The sequence below is a fragment of the Microbacterium proteolyticum genome, assembly GCF_030818075.1.
Taxonomy (GTDB): Bacteria; Actinomycetota; Actinomycetes; order Actinomycetales; family Microbacteriaceae; genus Microbacterium; species Microbacterium proteolyticum_A.
Window position 1 is genome coordinate 2266099 of sequence record NZ_JAUSZZ010000001.1, and the last position, 18692, is coordinate 2284790.

15 protein-coding genes and 1 pseudogene are annotated in these 18692 nt (G+C 68.3%); 15 read left to right on the top strand and 1 reads right to left on the bottom strand.

All coding sequences use genetic code 11. From position 1 onward, the window contains the following. Positions 1–46 precede the first annotated feature (46 nt). The 6 genes and pseudogenes from treS to QE392_RS10535 all read left to right on the top strand — a co-directional run bounded on the left by treS (position 47) and on the right by QE392_RS10535 (position 6941). Positions 47–2333, top strand: a pseudogene (gene treS, locus QE392_RS10510) (maltose alpha-D-glucosyltransferase). Between the two features lie 33 nt (positions 2334–2366). Further along, positions 2367–2918 (top strand): GIY-YIG nuclease family protein, encoded by a 552-nt coding sequence (locus QE392_RS10515; RefSeq protein WP_307451411.1) that lies wholly within the window; start codon positions 2367–2369, stop codon positions 2916–2918. Positions 2919–3009: 91 nt separating this feature from the next. After that, complete coding sequence (locus tag QE392_RS10520; RefSeq protein WP_307451412.1) at positions 3010–3693, top strand: hypothetical protein; 684 nt, start codon at positions 3010–3012, stop codon at positions 3691–3693. 62 nt (positions 3694–3755) lie between these two features. After that, the gene (gene coaE / locus QE392_RS10525; protein WP_307451413.1) at positions 3756–4358 is read left to right on the top strand and encodes a dephospho-CoA kinase; all 603 of its coding nucleotides are present in this window, start codon (positions 3756–3758) and stop codon (positions 4356–4358) included. Positions 4359–4435: 77 nt separating this feature from the next. Next, positions 4436–6505, top strand: a complete 2070-nt coding sequence (uvrB, locus tag QE392_RS10530; RefSeq protein ID WP_307451416.1) for an excinuclease ABC subunit UvrB — start codon at positions 4436–4438, stop codon at positions 6503–6505. Between the two features lie 13 nt (positions 6506–6518). After that, positions 6519–6941, top strand: a complete 423-nt coding sequence (locus QE392_RS10535) for a VOC family protein (RefSeq protein ID WP_307451418.1) — start codon at positions 6519–6521, stop codon at positions 6939–6941. Between the two features lie 78 nt (positions 6942–7019). Here the strand turns inward: QE392_RS10535 and QE392_RS10540 are convergent, their stop codons facing one another. After that, entirely contained in the window at positions 7020–7256 is a 237-nt protein-coding gene (locus QE392_RS10540) for a hypothetical protein (RefSeq protein ID WP_307451421.1), read from the bottom strand. A gap of 36 nt (positions 7257–7292) precedes the next feature. Between QE392_RS10540 and QE392_RS10545 the strand changes: the two genes are divergently transcribed. From QE392_RS10545 to tpiA, 9 genes are all read left to right on the top strand, one after another. After that, on the top strand, positions 7293–7727 hold the full coding sequence (locus QE392_RS10545; RefSeq protein WP_307451424.1) for a MarR family winged helix-turn-helix transcriptional regulator: 435 nt from the start codon (positions 7293–7295) through the stop codon (positions 7725–7727). An 89-nt stretch (positions 7728–7816) separates the two neighbouring features. After that, positions 7817–10786: an excinuclease ABC subunit UvrA gene (gene uvrA, locus QE392_RS10550; RefSeq protein WP_307451425.1), complete on the top strand. Its 2970-nt coding sequence runs from the start codon at positions 7817–7819 to the stop codon at positions 10784–10786. A 21-nt stretch (positions 10787–10807) separates the two neighbouring features. Beyond that, positions 10808–12733, top strand: coding sequence for an excinuclease ABC subunit UvrC (gene uvrC / locus QE392_RS10555; RefSeq protein ID WP_307451426.1), 1926 nt, complete (start codon positions 10808–10810; stop codon positions 12731–12733). 32 nt (positions 12734–12765) lie between these two features. Beyond that, complete coding sequence (rapZ, locus tag QE392_RS10560; protein WP_307451427.1) at positions 12766–13644, top strand: RNase adapter RapZ; 879 nt, start codon at positions 12766–12768, stop codon at positions 13642–13644. Positions 13645–13684: 40 nt separating this feature from the next. Next, positions 13685–14662, top strand: a complete 978-nt coding sequence (gene whiA, locus QE392_RS10565; protein WP_136585808.1) for a DNA-binding protein WhiA — start codon at positions 13685–13687, stop codon at positions 14660–14662. Between the two features lie 197 nt (positions 14663–14859). Further along, a complete protein-coding gene (locus QE392_RS10570; protein WP_307454116.1) occupies positions 14860–15486 on the top strand; it encodes a superoxide dismutase in 627 nt (208 codons plus the stop codon). 104 nt (positions 15487–15590) lie between these two features. Further along, on the top strand, positions 15591–16601 hold the full coding sequence (gene gap / locus QE392_RS10575) for a type I glyceraldehyde-3-phosphate dehydrogenase (RefSeq protein WP_307451430.1): 1011 nt from the start codon (positions 15591–15593) through the stop codon (positions 16599–16601). 6 nt (positions 16602–16607) lie between these two features. Continuing rightward, a complete protein-coding gene (locus QE392_RS10580) occupies positions 16608–17822 on the top strand; it encodes a phosphoglycerate kinase (protein WP_307451433.1) in 1215 nt (404 codons plus the stop codon). Continuing rightward, positions 17813–18598, top strand: coding sequence for a triose-phosphate isomerase (gene tpiA / locus QE392_RS10585; protein ID WP_307451435.1), 786 nt, complete (start codon positions 17813–17815; stop codon positions 18596–18598). Before QE392_RS10580 ends, tpiA begins: the two co-directional genes overlap by 10 nt. The last annotated feature ends 94 nt before the right edge of the window (positions 18599–18692 follow it).

Consider the following 18692-nt stretch of genomic DNA (forward strand, 5'->3'; position numbering starts at 1 on the left):
TCGGTCGGACCGACTAGCGTCGAATCAGACGTGAGGGAGGTCGGGAGTGGACGATGCCGGCGAGCGCAGCATGACGGACGACGAGAGGGCGACATCTGACCCGGTCGAGGTCGAGGAGGCCGTCGAAGCGGTCACCGAGATCAGTTACGACGAGCAGCGCTACCCGGCTCGGCCCCGGCGCCTGCGCCCGCGCGACCAGTTCCGCGGCGGGACGCTGCGCCGATTCCTCACCGACCCCCGAAATGCCAACGGGCTCAACCCGTCGTACGTGGAATGGCTCGTGAGGCAGTCCATGCTGAAGGACGCCGACGTCCTGAGCCGGCAGCTGTCGGGTCAGCCGTCGATGTGGCGTAACCCGTACGCGCGCCCGGACGCACGGCGGGCGATCGAGTCCACGGACGTGTGGTTCACCGCCTACCCGATCTCGCTCATCACCCGGCCGGGGGGAGTCGTTCCTGGACGCATTGGGTGACGAGGCGCTCTGGGAAGCCTTCCAATGGGTGGGCATCAACGGCATCCACACCGGCCCCGTCAAGCGAGCCGGCGGCATCACCGGTTGGCAGGAGACTCCGAGCGTCGACGGGCACTTCGACCGCATCAGCACGCAGATCGACCCGGAATTCGGCGACGAGAATGCGTTCCGACGCGTCGCCGACGTGGCGGAGTCGCACGGCGGCAGCGTCATCGACGACATCGTGCCCGGCCACACCGGCAAGGGCGCTGACTTCCGTCTCGCCGAGATGGCCTACAAGGACTACCCCGGCATCTACCACATGGTCGAAATCCCGCGCGAGGATTGGGAGCTGCTTCCCGAGGTGCCCGCGGGGCGGGACTCCGTGAACCTCGACGCCGAGACCGAGCGTGAGTTGAGTGCTCGTGGCTACATCATCGGCGAACTGCAGCGGGTCATCTTCTACACCCCGGGGGTCAAGGAGACCAACTGGAGCGTGACGGCTCCCGTCGTCGGCACGGACGGCCTCGAGCGTCGGTGGGTGTACCTCCACTACTTCAAGGAGGGTCAGCCGTCGATCAACTGGCTCGACCCCACCTTCGCGGGGATGCGGCTCGTGATCGGCGACGCCCTGCACTCCCTGGGCGACCTCGGAACGAGCGCCCTGCGTCTGGATGCCAATGGCTTCCTCGGCGTCGAGAAGAGCGCCGAAGGCCTCCCGGCGTGGTCGGAGGGGCACCCGCTGTCGCACGCGGCGAACCACATCATCGCGGGCATGGTTCGCAAGGTCGGCGGCTTCACCTTCCAGGAGCTGAACCTGACGATGGAGGACATCCGCGACACCGGCGCGGTGGGAGCGGACCTCTCCTACGACTTCGTCACCCGCCCGGGCTACCACCATGCCCTGGCGACCGCGAACACCGAGTTCTTGCGCCTCGCACTCAACACGGCTCTGGAGACGGGTGTCGAGCCGGTGCAGCTCGTGCATGGCATGCAGAACCACGACGAGTTGACTTACGAACTCGTGCACTGGGCCACGACGCACCGCGACACCGTGTACCCCTTCCGCCACTCCGAGCACACCGGCGGGGAGATCGCGGAGCTGGTGCGCGCCGACCTGACCGAGAAGCTCACGGTCGACGCCGACTACAACCTCGTCTTCACCCAGAACGGCATCGCCTGCACGACGGCGTCCCTCATCGCCGCCACGCAGGGCAAGGCCGCCCTGGACGACATCACCGAGGCGGACGTCCCCGCCATCCGCGACGCGCACCTGCTGCTGGCGAAGTACAACTCGTGGCAGCCGGGCGTTTTCGCCCTGTCCGGGTGGGACCTCACCGGATCGCTCACCCTTCGCGCGGACGAGGTGCGCCACCTCATCGCGTCGGGGGATACGCGCTGGATCGAACGGGGAGCCCACGACCTGCTCGACGTCGCGCCGGAGGCGGCGTCATCGGTCTCGGGGATGCCACGGGCCCGCTCCCTGTACGGATCGCTCGGCGACCAGCAGGGCGACCCGGAATCGTTCCTGTCCGGTCTGCGCGACGTGTTGCGCCTCCGGGGCGACCACGGCATCGCCATCGCCTCGCAGGTGGACATCCCGCAAGTCGGGCACCCCAGCATGCTCGTCATGGTGCACCGGCTCGACGGGGGAGATCGCCGCGCCGACGACGCTCCCCTGCAGATCACGGTGCTGAACTTCTCGGGCGAGACCATCGAGGGCACCGTCCGGTCGGAGTACCTCGTTCCGCAGAGCACGGCGGTGGATGCGGCGACGGGTGATGTCGTGGGACGCGTCGACGAGTTGCAGAGTTTCTCCCTCGAGCTCGGACCGTACGCCGGTCTCTTCCTGCTGTTGGAGGTCCCCGACACCGACGACTGAGACGATGTCGGAGGTCGGGACTAGCGTGACCACATGCCCGCCCTCGTCTGTCTCGTCGACTCGTGCGCCCATCCGGTCGACCCCGCCGCGCCCGTGTCGCTGTGCGCGTGGCACGCGGCGGTCAGTGCGGACTGGGTCAGCGCGCGAGACGGGGTGACCGATCTCCTTCCCGCGCCGTGCCGGCTGTGCGGATCGCGCCTCGGTGTGCGCTGGCCGAGCGGATGGCTGTGCGCGGTGTGCGAGTGGCGCCACGGCGATCCGATCGACGACGAGTTGCCCCGTCCCCGCGTCGACGTGGTCTACTACCTGCGTTTCGGAGACCGCATCAAGATCGGCACGACGGCGCAGCCCCGGCAGCGCTTGGCCGCCATCTGGCACGATGAGCTGCTCGCCTTCGAGCGGGGCGACCGCCTTGTCGAGCGACGACGTCACGCGACTTTCGAGGAAGAACGGTATGCGCGGACGGAGTGGTTCCGGCGTTCTCCCGCGCTGGACGAATATGTTCTGAGCCTGGCGGCCGGGGTCGACGACCCGTGGGCGTTGCTGGCCCGGTGGACGAGCGAGGCGATCGCGCGGCGAGGGTGAAGGAACACCCCGTCGCATCGACGGCAAGCCCCCGCCGGCGAGCGGGTGAGCCGTCTACCGTGAGACCACACGATCCGGAAGGTGATGCATCATGGGCTTTCTCGACCGACTGTTCGGCTCCGGCGACGACTCGCCCTCGCGCTCCGCGGCGTCTCAGCCGCGGACCTCGGGCGCGAGCGAGCTGCGCGACGCCGATGGGCGTTATGCCCCGCCGCCGGCTGCGGGCGGGGGTGCCGTGGCATCCGGATCCGACGAGGACCGCCAAGCGGTCGATCGCTACCGATACCTGCTGCGCACGGCCCCGCCCGAGACCGTGGAGCAGGTGCACGCCGAAGCCTTCGGCAAGTTGACTCCGTCGCAACGCCAGCAGGTGCTGCAGGACCTGTCGTCGGGTCTCTCGCCCTCCGAGCGGCCCGCGAACGACGACCCGGCCACGCTCGCGCGGGCTGCGACCAGGGCGGAGTATTCCCAACCCGGCTTCATGGAGCGCACCTTCGGCGGACGGTCGTTCTCGGGGGGACCGGGTTTCGGTTCGATGCTGGGGGCGTCGATGCTGGGAACGATCGGCGGTTACGTCGTGGGGTCCGCGCTCGTCGGGGCGATGTTCGACCCGGGCTCCGACGCGGGATACGCCGACGGCGCGGCGGAAGGTGACGCGGCCGACGTCGGAGCCCCGGATGCGGGGGCGGCGGATGCCGGGGGCATCGAACCGGGGGCCGGCGGCGATGTGGGCGCGGACTTCGGTGGCGACTTCGGCGGGGACTTCGGGTTCTGATCGACCGGAAGATGTACGGGGCCGGCGGATCGCGCGGAGCGAGGATGTGACATCCTCATCGAGTGCCTCTTCTCGCGCTCACGGGTGGGATCGCCTCGGGTAAGTCCACCATCGCGGCCGCCCTCGCCGACCACGGAGCCGTCGTGATCGATGCCGACGCGCTCGTCCGGGAGGTGCAGTCACCCGGATCGCCCGTCCTGGCGGCGATCTCCGCCGAGTTCGGAGCGGAGGTGCTCCGGTCCGACGGGTCCCTGGACCGGCCGGCGCTCGGCACGATCGTCTTCGGGCATCCGGACCGGCTCGCGGCGCTGAACGCGCTCGTGCACCCCGCCGTGCGCGTCGAGTCCCAGCGGCGCTTCCAGGCGGCTTTCGCCGCAGATCCGAACGCGGTCGTCGTCTATGACGTGCCCTTGCTCGCGGAGGCACGTGCGGGCGACGCCTGGGATCTCGTCGTGGTGGCGCATGCACCCGTGGGGGAGCGGGTGAAGCGTCTCGTCGAGATCCGCGGCCTGAGCGAGGAGGACGCCCGGGCACGCATCGGATCGCAGGCCAGTGATGAGGAGCGTCTCGCCCTCGCCGACGTCGTGATCGACACGAGCACGACCCTGGATGCCACGAGGCGGCAGGTCGACGAGCTCTGGGAGCGCGTGACCGCGTCGCCCTGAGCGGGACGACGCCTCCTGCTCGCGCACGGCGAACGCAACCCGACCCCGATGTCGGAGGCCCCGCCTACGCTGGAATCATGCAGGCTACGCGTTCCGTCCGCCCCTTCGAGGTCATCAGCGAGTACTCGCCGTCCGGTGATCAGCCCCAGGCGATCGCCGATCTCGCGGCGCGCATCAACGCCGGCGAGACCGACGTCGTTCTGCTCGGCGCGACCGGAACCGGAAAGTCGGCGACGACGGCCTGGCTGGTGGAGCAGGTGCAGCGGCCCACGCTCGTGCTCGCGCACAACAAGACCCTCGCAGCGCAGCTGGCGAATGAGTTCCGAGAGCTCATGCCGAACAACGCCGTGGAGTACTTCGTCTCGTATTACGACTACTACCAGCCCGAGGCGTACGTGCCGCAGACGGACACCTTCATCGAGAAGGACTCCTCGATCAACGCCGAGGTCGAACGCCTGCGCCACTCGACCACGAACTCGCTCCTCTCGCGCCGCGACGTCGTGGTGGTGTCGACCGTGTCGTGCATCTACGGCCTCGGCGCACCCGAGGAGTACCTGCGCGCCATGGTCGCCCTGCAGGTGGGGGAGCGCTACGACCGCGATGCGCTCATCCGCAAGTTCATCGCGATGCAGTACAACCGCAACGACGTCGATTTCTCGCGCGGCAACTTCCGCGTGCGAGGCGACACGATCGAGATCATCCCGGTGTACGAGGAGTATGCGATCCGCATCGAGATGTTCGGCGATGAGATCGAGGCGCTCTACACGCTGCACCCGCTCACCGGCGACGTGATCGAGAAGATGGACTCCGTTCCGATCTTCCCCGCGTCTCACTACGTCGCCGGCACCGAGACGGTCCAGCGCGCCATCGGCACGATCGAGCACGAGCTCGAGGAGCGGCTGAAGGAGTTCGAGTCGCAGGGCAAGCTGCTGGAGGCTCAGCGTCTGCGCATGCGCACCACCTTCGACCTCGAGATGCTGCAGCAGCTCGGCTTCTGTTCGGGCATCGAGAACTATTCGCGCCACATGGACGGACGGATGCCGGGAGACCCTCCGCACACGTTGCTCGACTTCTTCCCCGACGACTTCCTGCTCGTGATCGACGAGTCGCACGTGACGGTCCCGCAGATCGGTGCGATGTACGAGGGCGACGCGTCGCGCAAACGCACTCTCGTCGAGCACGGTTTCCGGCTGCCCAGTGCGATGGACAACCGTCCGCTGCGTTGGGACGAGTTCAAGGAACGCGTCGGGCAGACCGTCTACCTGTCGGCCACTCCGGGCCGTTACGAAATGGGGATCGCCGACGGCGTCGTCGAGCAGATCATCCGTCCCACGGGCCTGGTCGACCCGGAGATCATCGTCAAACCCTCCAAGGGGCAGATCGACGATCTTCTCGAGGAGATCCGCGTGCGCGTCGAGCGCGACGAGCGCGTGCTCGTGACGACGCTCACCAAGAAGATGGCGGAGGAGCTCACCGACTTCCTCGGTGAGCACGGCGTGCGTGTGCGCTACCTGCACTCCGACGTCGACACGTTGCGGCGCGTCGAGCTGCTGACCGAGCTGCGGGCGGGTGTGTACGACGTGCTGGTCGGCATCAACCTGCTCCGCGAGGGCCTCGACCTGCCCGAGGTCTCGCTCGTGGCGATCCTGGATGCCGACAAAGAGGGGTTCTTGCGCAGCGGCACGTCGCTCATCCAGACCATCGGTCGCGCGGCCCGTAACGTGTCGGGCCAGGTGCACATGTATGCCGACAAGATCACCGACTCGATGCGCAACGCGATCGATGAGACCGAGCGTCGCCGTGAGAAGCAGATCGCCTACAACACCGAGAACGGCATCGACCCGCAGCCGCTGCGCAAGAAGATCGCCGACATCACCGAGGTCTTGAACCGCGAAGCGACCGACACGAAGAAGCTTCTGGCTCGCAACGACAAGGCGAGTAAGGGCAAATCGCCGACGCCGTCGCTGCGCCGGACGGGGATCGCGGCCGAGGGCGCCGATCAACTCGAGTCCACCATCGCCGACCTGACCCAGCAGATGCTGGCGGCCGCGGCGGAGCTGAAATTCGAACTCGCCGGGCGCCTCCGGGACGAGGTGCAGGACATGAAGAAGGAGCTGCGGGCCATGGAGCGCGCCGGACACGCCTGATCCCGGTCCGACCATGGAGCAGCGGCTCACCCTCGTCACCCTCGGAGTGCGCGATCTTGCGCGCGCTGTGACTTTCTACGAAGTGCTCGGGTGGAGGGCGCACCCTTCCTCCGTGGACGGGGAGGTGGCCTTCTTCGATACGGGCGGGATGGTCGTCGCTCTCTGGGGTCGACGTCAACTCGCCGAGGACTCCGGCATGGACGACCTCGGCGGGTGGGGTGGTGTGACCCTCGCGCACAACGTCGCCGAGACCGCGCAGGTCGATGCGATCCTGGCGGCCGCTCGTGCAGCGGGGGCAGGCGTGACGCGGTCCGCGGCGCGGACGCCGTGGGGCGGATACTCGGGCGTCTTCGTCGACCCCGACGGCCACCCGTGGGAGGTGGCCGTCAATCCCGGGTGGCCGTTGGATGCGGACGGACGGCCGCAGCTGAGCTGAGCCGTGGGTCGGGTGACCTCCCGAGTCGATCCCAGGAGGGCGGTGAACCGGCGCGCTGCGCCGCCCGAAGGGGCCGGATCAGGGGCAGTGCAGCAACGGTTTCGGGCCGGAGCGGTCCACACTGTGCTCGGTCATCGGGTGACCGCACAGAGGGCACGGGCGCCCCGTGCGAACGGGCTCGGGGGTCGTCTCGTAGGGTCCGACCGAGGCGGGTCCGGCCACGCGAATCAGTCGGGTGTTGAAGTACTGGTACCAGCCGCCGGCTTCGCGCACACGCTCTCGGAGCGGCGGGCGATCGGCATCCTTTCGTGTCATGATTATTAGTGTACTAACTATTTGGGAAGGTGGCACATGCAGGATCCGCTCGCGCTCGAGAATCAGGTGTGCTTCGCCCTCGTCACGGCGGCGCGCAACGTCGTATCGATCTATCGGCCCGTGCTGGAGCCGCTCGGTCTGACCCATCCGCAGTATCTCGTCATGCTCGCGCTCTGGGAGCAGTCGCCGCGATCGCTCGGTGCGCTCGCGGCGGAACTCGCCATGGAGCCCGCCACGCTGTCGCCACTGGTCAAGCGCCTCGAGGCGCAGGGCCGGGTGGTCCGCTCCCGTCGCGCCGACGATGAGCGGGTGCTCGACATCGGCCTCACCGACGAGGGCCGCGCGCTGCGCGAGGCCGCGCTCGCGGTACCCGGCCAGGTCATGGCGCGGGTCGGCGTCGACGAGCCCGCGCTGATCGCCCTGCGAGACGGTCTCGCGCCCTTCGCGGGGAGCCTCCGAGACGGGGAGTGACGCTCCGTCGGGGTCGCGGCACTGTCGCACATCCGTGCGCTCGGGGCGAACCCGGGGCCGATGTCGGAGGCCCGACCTAGACTTAACGCGTGCCGATCGTTCCCGTTTCCTCGCCCTCGTCATCCGCCACCTCCGGTACCAGCGGCAAGCTGAGTGTGCGCGGTGCGCGCGTCCACAACCTGAAAGACGTCGACCTCGACATCCCCCGCGATTCCCTCGTCGTCTTCACCGGGCTGTCGGGGTCGGGGAAGTCCAGCCTGGCGTTCGACACGATCTTCGCCGAGGGGCAACGGCGTTACGTCGAGTCGCTGAGCGCGTACGCCCGCCAGTTCCTCGGCCAGGTCGATCGACCCGATGTCGACTTCATCGAGGGGCTCAGCCCCGCCGTCTCGATCGATCAGAAGTCGACCAACCGCAACCCGCGCTCGACGGTCGGGACGATCACGGAGATCCACGATTACATGCGCCTGTTGTGGGCCCGCATCGGCGTGCCCCACTGCCCCGACTGCGGCGCACGCATCCAGCGTCAGACCGTGCAGCAGATCGCGGACCAGCTCATGGAGCTGCCCGAGCGCACCCGCTACCAGATCGTCGCGCCGGTCGTCACGCAGAAGAAGGGCGAGTTCGTCGACCTCTTCAAGGAGCTCAGCGCCAAGGGCTATGCGCGCGCGGTGGTCGACGGCGAGCTGATCCAGCTCGCGGAGCCCCCGACTCTCAAGAAGAGCTACAAGCACGACATCGCCGTGGTCGTCGACCGGCTCGTGGCATCCGGTGACAACCTCAGTCGCGTGACCGACTCGGTCGAGACGGCGATGGGTCTCGCGGGCGGCATCATGCAGGTCAACTACGTCGACGAAGAGGGCGACGACGCCTGGCAGTCGTTCTCCGAGAAGCTGGCGTGTCCCAACGGCCACCCGCTGCAGCTCACCGAGATCGAGCCGCGCACGTTCTCGTTCAACGCGCCCTTCGGCGCGTGCCCCGTCTGCTCGGGCCTCGGAACGCGCATGTCGGTCGACGTCGACCTCATGCTCGGCGACGAGGAGCTCTCCATCCGCGACGGGGCCATCCTGCCCTGGACCACGCAGGGCAAGGGGCTCTTCCAGTACTACGAGCGACTGCTGGAGGGGCTCGCTCGCGACCTCGACTTCTCTCTGGACACCCCGTGGAAGGACCTCTCCCACGACGTGCAGCAAGCGGTGCTCCGCGGCGAGAACTATAAGGTCACGGTCAAGTGGAAGAATCGCTACGGCCGTGAGATGCGTTACTCCTCGGGCTTCGAGGGCGTCGTGCCGTACATCGAGCGGCAGTACCTGCAGGCCGAGTCCGACACGCAGCGCCAGCGCTGGTCGGAGTACCTGCGCGAGGTGCCGTGCGCCGTCTGCGACGGCGACCGTCTGAAGCCCGAGGTGCTCGCGGTGCTCGTCGACAACACCTCGATCGCCGCGGCGTCGCGCATGAGCCTCGCCGACGCTCGTGAGTTCTTCTCGAAGCTCACCCTCACCGATCGTGAAGCGACCATCGCCGCGGCGGTGTTGCGTGAGATCCGCGCCCGCCTCGACTTCCTCTTGCAGGTCGGCCTGAACTACCTCAGTCTGGGCCGCGCCGCCGGAACGCTCTCGGGCGGGGAGGCGCAGCGCATCCGCCTCGCGACGCAGATCGGCTCCGGTTTGACCGGCGTGCTGTACGTCCTCGACGAGCCCTCGATCGGACTCCACCAGCGCGACAACCGGCGCCTCATCCAGACGCTCGAGACGCTGCGAGACCTCGGCAACACCCTGATCGTCGTCGAGCACGACGAAGAGACCATCCACGCGGCCGACTGGGTCGTCGACATCGGACCGCGCGCCGGCGTCGACGGCGGCAACGTCGTGCACTCCGGGCCGCTCGCCGAGCTGTTGGATGACGAGCGTTCGCTCACCGGCGCGTATCTCTCGGGTCGCCGGGCGATCGAGGCGCCGAAGAAGCGTCGCAAGATCGACAAGAAGCGCCAGATCACGGTGGTCGGTGCGCGCGAGAACAACCTCCAGAACGTGTCCGTCGACTTCCCGCTGGGCGTCCTCACCTCCGTGACGGGCGTGAGCGGATCCGGCAAATCGACCCTGGTGAACGGCATCCTGTACGAAGTCCTCGCGTCCAAGCTGAACGGTGCCCGCCGCGTTCCGGGCAAGCACACGCGCGTGACGGGTCTCGACAACCTCGACAAGGTCGTGCACGTCGACCAGGCGCCCATCGGCCGCACTCCGCGGTCCAACCCGGCCACCTACACCGGCGTCTTCGACCGCATTCGCACGCTGTTCAGCGAGACCCCCGAGGCGAAGGTGCGCGGCTACCAGGCCGGGCGGTTCAGCTTCAACGTCAAGGGCGGTCGCTGCGAGGCGTGTTCCGGCGACGGCACGCTGAAGATCGAGATGAACTTCCTCCCCGACGTGTACGTCGACTGCGAGGTGTGCCACGGCAAGCGGTACAACCGCGACACGCTCTCGGTGCACTACAAGGGGAAGAACATCGCCGAGGTGCTCGAGATGCCCATCTCCGAGGCTGCGGAGTTCTTCGAGCCGATCCAGGCCATCCACCGTTACCTCAAGACACTCGTCGACGTCGGTCTCGGATACGTGCGTCTCGGGCAGTCGGCGACCACTCTGTCGGGCGGCGAAGCGCAGCGTGTGAAACTCGCGACCGAGCTGCAGCGCCGGAGCAACGGCCGGTCGATCTACGTGCTCGACGAACCCACGACGGGTCTGCACTTCGAAGACGTGTCGCTGCTGCTGAAGGTCTTGAACGGCCTCGTCGACAAGGGCAACTCGGTGATCGTGATCGAGCACAACCTCGACGTCATCAAGAGCAGCGACTGGGTGATCGACCTCGGGCCCGAGGGCGGTGCTGGCGGCGGCACGATCGTGGCGACGGGAACGCCGGAGCAGGTCGCGAAGGTGAAGGGCAGCCACACCGGCGCGTTCCTGGCCGAACTGCTGGAGACCGGCCGCACGGGAACCCCGCGCAACGCGCCCGCGCTCGACGCGGACGACGCGGAGCGGGAGCTCGTGAGCGCGGTGGGCTGACGCATGGCATCCCGAGAACGGATGTCGCACCTCCCTTACCGTCCGAAGGCCGGAGAGATCCCCACCAACCCGGGGGTCTACCGGTTCCGGGATGCCGAGGGGCGCGTGCTGTACGTCGGCAAGGCGAAGAACCTGCGAGCACGCTTGTCGAATTACTTCGCACCGCTGTACTCGCTGCACGAGCGCACCCGCCGCATGGTCACGACGGCGGCGAGCGTGGAGTGGACGGTCGTGCCCAGCGACGTCGACTCGCTGCAGCTGGAGTACATGTGGATCAAGGAGTTCGATCCGCCCTTCAACGTGCGCTACCGCGACGACAAGTCGTATCCCTTCATGGCCATCACCCTGGCCGACGAAGCCCCGCGCGTCATCGTCACCCGCAACCCCAAGATCCGTGGAGCGAAGTATTTCGGGCCCTACCCCAAGGTGTGGGCCGTGCACGACACCATCGATCTGATGATCAAGGTCTTCCCCATCCGGACGTGCAGCGACTCGTCCTACAAGAAGGCGATGGCGTCGGGGCGGCCGTGCTTCCCCGGACAGATCGGTCGGTGCGGGGGACCGTGTTCGATGAAGGTCACCGTCGCCGAGCACCGCGCGATGGTCGACGACTTCGTCGCATTCATGTCGGGCGGTGATCAGCGCTTCACGCGCGAGCTGACGGCTCGCATGAAAGAAGCGTCGGCCGCGATGGACTACGAGTCGGCGGCCCACTATCGCGACCGCCTGCAGGCGATCGACGCCGTGCTCGGCAAGAGCGCCCTCGTGCTGGCATCCGACACGGATGCCGACCTGTTCGGCATCGCCGAAGACGAGCTGGCGGCGACCGTGCAGCACTTCGTCGTGCGCGGCGGTCGCGTGCGCGGAGTCCGGGCGACGACGATCGAGAAGGAGATCGACATCTCCGGTGCCGACCTCGTCGATCAGGTGCTTCAGCGCACCTACGGCGACGCGGAGGCCGGGGACATCCCGCGGCAGGTACTGGTACCCGAGCTGCCCGACGACGCCGAACAGCTGGAAACCTGGTTGCGCGAGCGGCGCGGGCGTCCCGTCACCCTGCAGGTGGCTCAGCGCGGGCGGAAGTCCGACCTGTTGAAGACGGCCACGCTCAACGCGCAGCAAGCGCTGATGCTCCACAAGACCCGCCGCACGAGCGACTACGTCGCACGTTCGCAAGCGCTCACCGACCTGCAGGAAGCGATCGGCATGACCGAGGCGCCGCTGCGCATCGAGTGCTTTGACGTGTCGCATCTGTCGGGCACCAACGTCGTGGCATCCATGGTCGTGTTCGAGGACGGCCTGCCCCGGAAGGACCAGTACCGCTCGTTCGGTGTCGCCGAGACGACCGACGACACCGACTCGATGTACCAGGTCCTCACGCGTCGCCTCGCCTACCTCGATCGTCCCGACGACATCGAGCCCGAGACCGTCGGCGGCGCGATCGTCGCCGCTCCCGACTCCGCTGCGGTCACCGCCGACGGCGAGGTCGTGACGGCGCGCAAGCGGCCGCGCTTCGCCTACCGTCCGCAACTGCTGGTCGTCGACGGCGGTCAACCGCAGGTCGCTGCGGCGGCGCGTGCCCTCGCCGATGCGGGGCATGAAGAGATCGCGCTGTGCGGGATCGCCAAGCGCCTCGAAGAGGTCTGGCTGCCGGGGGAGGAGTATCCGGTGATCCTGCCGCGCACGTCGGAGGCGCTGTACCTGCTGCAGCGACTGCGCGACGAGGCCCACCGCTTCGCCATCGTCCATCAACGCAAGCGTCGCAAGCGCGACATCTCGAGCGTCCTCGCGGAGGTCCCGGGGCTCGGCGACGCCCGCATCAAGGCGCTTCTGCGGCACTTCGGATCGGTCTCCGCGCTGAAGGAGGCCAGCGCCGAGGACATCACGGCGCTTCCCGGCATCGGCCCGACCCTGGCCGAGGCCATCCGCGCGCACCTTGATCGCTAGGCTGGAACGACAGCGACGGGAGGCGGACGCACATGGAGCCGGGACGCGACGAGCCAGGTGAGGTGCTGATCGTCACCGGGATGTCGGGGGCGGGCCGGTCCACCGTCGCCAACGCCCTCGAAGACCTCGACTGGTACGTGGTCGACAACCTCCCCCCGCAGATGCTGCGCCCGCTGCTCGAACTCAGCGAGCTCGCCGGTGGCGCGGTACCCCGCGTCGCGGTGGTGGTCGACGTCCGCGGCCGCTCGCTGTTCAGTGACCTGCCCGAGGCGATGCGCACGTTGCAGGCGGGCCGTCAGGTGCGGGTGGTGTTCCTGGATGCCAGTGACGCGGTGCTCGTGCGACGGTTCGAGGCCGTACGCCGACCGCATCCCCTGCAGGGCGACGGCACGATCCTCGACGGCATCCGACGCGAGCGTGAGCGCCTCGCGCCCCTGCGCGAAGCCGCCGACGTCGTGATCGACACGTCGGGCATGAACGTGCACCAGCTGTCGCTGCGCACGGTCGCACTCTTCGGCGATGAAGGGGCCGCGCGCCACACGATCACCCTGATGAGCTTCGGTTTCAAGTACGGCCTGCCGCCCGACGTCGACCTCGTCGCCGACATGCGCTTCCTGCCGAATCCCTTCTGGAACGAAGACCTGCGCCCGCTGACCGGGGAAGACCCGCAGGTGCGGGAGTACGTCCTGAGTCGGGCGGGCGCAGCCGAGTTCCTCGACGCCTACGGGGCGGCGCTCCGACCGGTCCTGGAGGGCTATCAGCGGGAGAACAAGCGCCATTCGGTGGTGGCGGTGGGCTGCACGGGCGGCAAACACCGTTCGGTCGTCATGGCCCGAGAGCTCGCTGCACGTCTGTCCGATGTTCCGGGAGTGGCCGTCCGCGTGGCTCACCGCGACCTCGGTCGCGAGTAGGCTGGACCGTCGTCCCCGCCGCCCCCACCCGAGGAGAACTGTGCCCCTGACCGCCGACGTGAAGGCCGAGCTCATCACCGTCCGCGATCCGCGCCCGACCGCGCGCGTCGCTGAGCTCACGGCCCTCCTGCGCTTCTCCGGTGGTCTGCACTCCATCGCCAACCGTGTCGCGGTGGAGGCCGAACTGGACTCCGACATCCTCGCGCGCCGTGTCGCCCGCGACCTGATGGAGCTGTACGGCGTGCGCCCCGAGCTGCACCACGTGCAGGGTTCCGGGGGCCGCACCGGCGGTCACTTCGCGGTCCGCGTCATCGAGGCCGGCGAGACGCTGGCTCGTCAGACAGGCTTGCTCGATCAGCGCCGCCGCCCGGTCCGCGGTCTCCCCAACAAGCTGACCACGGGATCACGGCCCGATCTCAGCGCCATCTGGCGCGGAGCCTTCCTGGCGAGCGGCACGTTGAGCGACCCGGGCCGCTCGGCGGCGTTGGAGATTTCGTGCCCGTCGTCGGAGGCCGCGATGGCGCTCGTCGGTGCCGGTCACCGCATCGGCATCCCCGCCAAGGCCCGCGAAGTGCGCGGCGTTCCGCGCGTCGTCGTCCGCGACGGTGAGGCCATCCGCGGTGCGTTGTACGAGATGGGCGCTCGCCGCACCGCGGGGGAATGGGACCAGATGCGTCAGCGCCGCGAAGTGCGCGCCGGCGTCAACCGCCTCGTCAACTTCGACGACGCCAACCTGCGCCGATCGGCCCAGGCCGCGGTGGCCGCATGCGCCCGGGTGGAGCGTGCGCTGGAGATCCTCGGCGATGAGGTCCCCGATCACCTCCAGCAGGCGGGCGAGCTGCGCCTCGCCCACCGCGACGCCAGCCTCGACGAGCTCGGCCACCACGCCGACCCGCCCCTCACCAAGGACGCCGTGGCCGGCCGCATCCGTCGCCTGCTGGCCATGGCCGACAAGAAGGCCGAGGCCGAGGGGATCCCCGGCACCGAGGCCGCCGTGCCGGTCGGCGCGGACGACTGACGCCCGAGGGGGCGGCGTCGCTCGGCATCCCGATCACGACGCGCCCGGGCGGGCTATCCACCGTCATCCGGGGAAGCAACCCCGATGCGCCGTGGTTAGCCCTCAGTAGGATGAACCCGTCACCCTCGTTGCTCGATTCCTCGGCACGTCGTCACGGCGAAGAGGTCTCGGCAGCGCCCGATTCGGAAGTTGAGAACATGGCGAAGTACACGCTGCCCGAACTGCCCTACGACTACTCGGCGCTGGAGCCGCACATCAGCGCGACCATCATGGAGCTGCACCACAGCAAGCACCACCAGACGTACGTCAACGGAGCGAACACGACTCTCGACCTGCTCGCCGAAGCGCGCGAGAAGGGCGACTTCGCGAACATCAACCGTCTGCAGAAGGACCTCGCGTTCAACCTGGGCGGTCACACCAATCACTCCATCTTCTGGACCAACCTCTCGCCCAACGGCGGAGACAAGCCCACCGGCGACCTCGAGGCGGCCATCGACGACCAGTTCGGCTCGTTCGACGCCTTCCGTGCGCAGTTCACCGCTGCCGCCCTCGGCGTGCAGGGCTCGGGCTGGGCGGGTCTGTTCTGGGACTCGATCGGTCAGAACCTCGTCATCCAGCAGTTCTTCGACCAGCAGGGTCAGATCGTCGCGGGGACCGTTCCCCTTCTCCTGCTCGACGTCTGGGAGCACGCGTACTACCTCGACTACAAGAACGTCCGCGCCGACTACGTGAAGGCGTTCTGGAACATCGCCAACTGGGCCGACGCCCAGGAGCGCTTCGCCGCCGCCCGTGAGAAGACCGCGGGTCTGCTGGTACTGTCGTAAACGGCATGGGCGTCCCGGTGGGGCACCCCGCCGGGACGCCGTTGTCCGCCAGCGAACACCGCAATCACGCGCTCATCGCGCACAACTGATTCAGGAGAAATTCCGTGACCGTCAAGATCGGAATCAACGGCTTCGGCCGTATCGGACGCAACTACCTCCGCGCGGCTCTCGCGCAGGGTGCCGACCTCGAAATCGTGGCGGTGAACGACCTCACCGACAACAAGACCCTCGCCCACCTGCTGAAGTACGACTCCGTCGGCGGCGTGCTGGCCGAGGAGGTCTCGTACACCGAAGACTCCATCACCGTCGGCGACAAGACCATCAAGGTCTTCGAAGAGCGCGACCCCGCCAACCTCCCCTGGGGCGAGCTGGGCGTCGACATCGTCATCGAGTCGACCGGCCGCTTCACCAAGGCCGAGGACGCCAAGAAGCACGTCGCCGGCGGCGCCAAGAAGGTGCTCATCTCGGCTCCCGCGACCGGCGACGACGCCACCATCGTCATGGGTGTCAACGAAGAGACGTACAACCCCGAGACCGACGTCATCATCTCGAACGCCTCGTGCACCACGAACTGCCTCGCCCCGCTGGCGAAGGTGTTCAACGACGCCTTCGGCATCGAGCGCGGCTTCATGATGACCGCTCACGCCTACACCGCCGACCAGAACCTGCAGGACGGCCCGCACAGCGACCTCCGCCGTGCCCGTGGCGCGGCGATCAACATCGTCCCCGCCTCCACCGGCGCTGCCAAGGCCATCGGCCTGGTCCTGCCGGAGCTCAACGGCAAGCTGAGCGGTTCGTCGTACCGTGTCCCGGTCCCCACCGGCTCGATCGTCGACCTCACCATCGTCACCCCGACCGAGGGCCTGACCGCCGACCAGATCAACGAGGTCTACAAGAAGGCTGCTGCCGAGGGTCGCCTCAACGGCATCCTCCAGTACACCGAAGACCCGATCGTCTCGAGCGACATCCAGGGCAACCCGCACTCGTCGATCTTCGACGCCGAGCTGACCAACGTCAGCGGCAACCTGGTCAAGGTGTCGTCGTGGTACGACAACGAGTGGGGCTACTCCAACCGCCTCGTCGACCTCACCGAGTACGTCGCCGAGCGCCTGTAACCCTTCATGGCTCTGCGCACCCTCGATTCGCTGGGGTCGCTCGCCGGCACGCGCGTCATCGTCCGTTGTGACCTGAACGTCCCCCTGAAGGACGGCGTCATCACGGACGATGGCCGCGTGCGGGCGTCGCTGCCGACTCTCAACGCACTGATCAACGCCGGCGCGCGTGTGGTCGTGTGCTCGCACCTGGGCCGCCCCGACGGCGCGCCCGACCCGAAGTACTCGCTCGAGCCGGTCGCGCAGCGTCTGTCGGAGCTGCTCGGCCAGCCGGTCGCGTTCGCGCGCGACACGGTCGGCGAATCGGCTCAGGATGCCGTCGCGTCGCTCGAGAACGGCGAGGTCGCCGTCATCGAGAACCTCCGCTTCAACGCAGGGGAGACCTCGAAGGACGAGGCGGAGCGCCAGGCGTTCGCCCGCGAGCTCGCCGCCCTCGGCGACGCGCTCGTGTCGGACGGTTTCGGCGTGGTGCACCGCAAGCAGGCGAGCGTCTACGACCTCGCGCAACTGGTGCCCTCGGCGGCCGGCCTGCTCATCCAGAAGGAGCTCGAGGTCCTCGACCGCCTGACCGAGACGCCCGAGCGTCCGTACACGGTCGTGCTCGGCGGCTCGAAGGTCAGCGACAAGCTCGGCGTCATCGAGCACCTCCTTCCCCGCGTGGACAAGCTCCTCGTCGGCGGCGGCATGATGTTCACCTTCCTCGTCGCCGAGGGCCACAAGGTGGGCTCGAGCCTGCTCGAGCAGGATCAGATCGACACCGTGAAGGGCTACCTCGCCACCGCGAAGGAGCGCGGCGTCGAGATCGTCCTCCCGGTGGATGCCGTTGTGGCGGCGTCGTTCTCGGCGGATGCCGAGCACGTGGTCGCCGACGCCGACGCGCTCGAAGACACCGCCTTCGGCACGTCGGGCCTCGGTCTCGACATCGGACCCCGCACGGCGGAGATCTTCGCCGACGCGATCCGCTCGTCGCGCACCGTCTTCTGGAACGGCCCCATGGGCGTGTTCGAGATGAAGGCGTTCGAGGCCGGGACAAAGACGGTCGCGAAGGCGCTCACCGAGGTCGACGGGCTCAGCGTCGTCGGTGGCGGCGACTCCGCCGCGGCCGTGCGCCAGCTCGGCTTCGCCGACGACGAGTTCGGCCACATCTCCACCGGCGGCGGCGCCAGCCTGGAGTTCCTCGAAGGCAAGAAGCTCCCCGGACTGGAGGTCCTCGGATGGCAGTGACCAGAACACCCCTCATCGCCGGCAACTGGAAGATGAACCTCGACCACCTGCAGGCGGTCGCGTTCGTCCAGAAGCTGCACTGGACGCTGAAGGAGGCCAAGCACGACGGAGGCGTCGAGGTGGCGGTCTTCCCGCCGTTCACCGACCTGCGGACCGTGCAGACCCTGCTCGACGCCGACAAGATCGAGTTCGCCCTGGGCGCGCAAGACCTGTCGGCTCACGACTCGGGCGCCTACACCGGCGAGATCTCCGGCCAGTTCCTGGCCAAGCTCGATGCGACGTACGTCATCATCGGGCACTCGGAGCGTCGTCAGTTCCACAACGAGACCGACGAGGTCGTCGCGGCCAAGACCCAGGCGGCCCTTCGTCACGGTCTCGTCCCCGTGATCTGCGTCGGCGAGACCTCGGAGGACCTCGAGAAGTTCGGTGCGAGCGCCGTTCCCGTGGGTCAGCTCGAGGTCGCGCTCGAGGGCGTTGCGGCCGATGCCGACATCGTCGTGGCGTACGAGCCGGTCTGGGCCATCGGCTCGGGACAGGCCGCGACTCCCGACCAGGCCCAGGAGGTCTGCGCGAAGCTCCGCGCGGTCGTCGCCGACAAGCTCGGTGCGGACGCCGCTGCGCGCACGCGCGTGCTGTACGGCGGCTCCGTGAAGTCCGGCAACATCGCCGGGTTCATGCGCGAGCCCGACGTGGACGGTGCCCTGGTGGGCGGTGCGAGCCTCGTCGTCGACGAGTTCGCCGCCATCATCCGGTTCCAGAAGCACGTCGGCGTCTGACGCCTCACGGATGCCCGCGGCGCTTCGCCGCGGGCATCCGTGCGTTGAAGACGCCGCCCCCTATACTTGACGCTTGTGCGGTCGATCAGGCCGC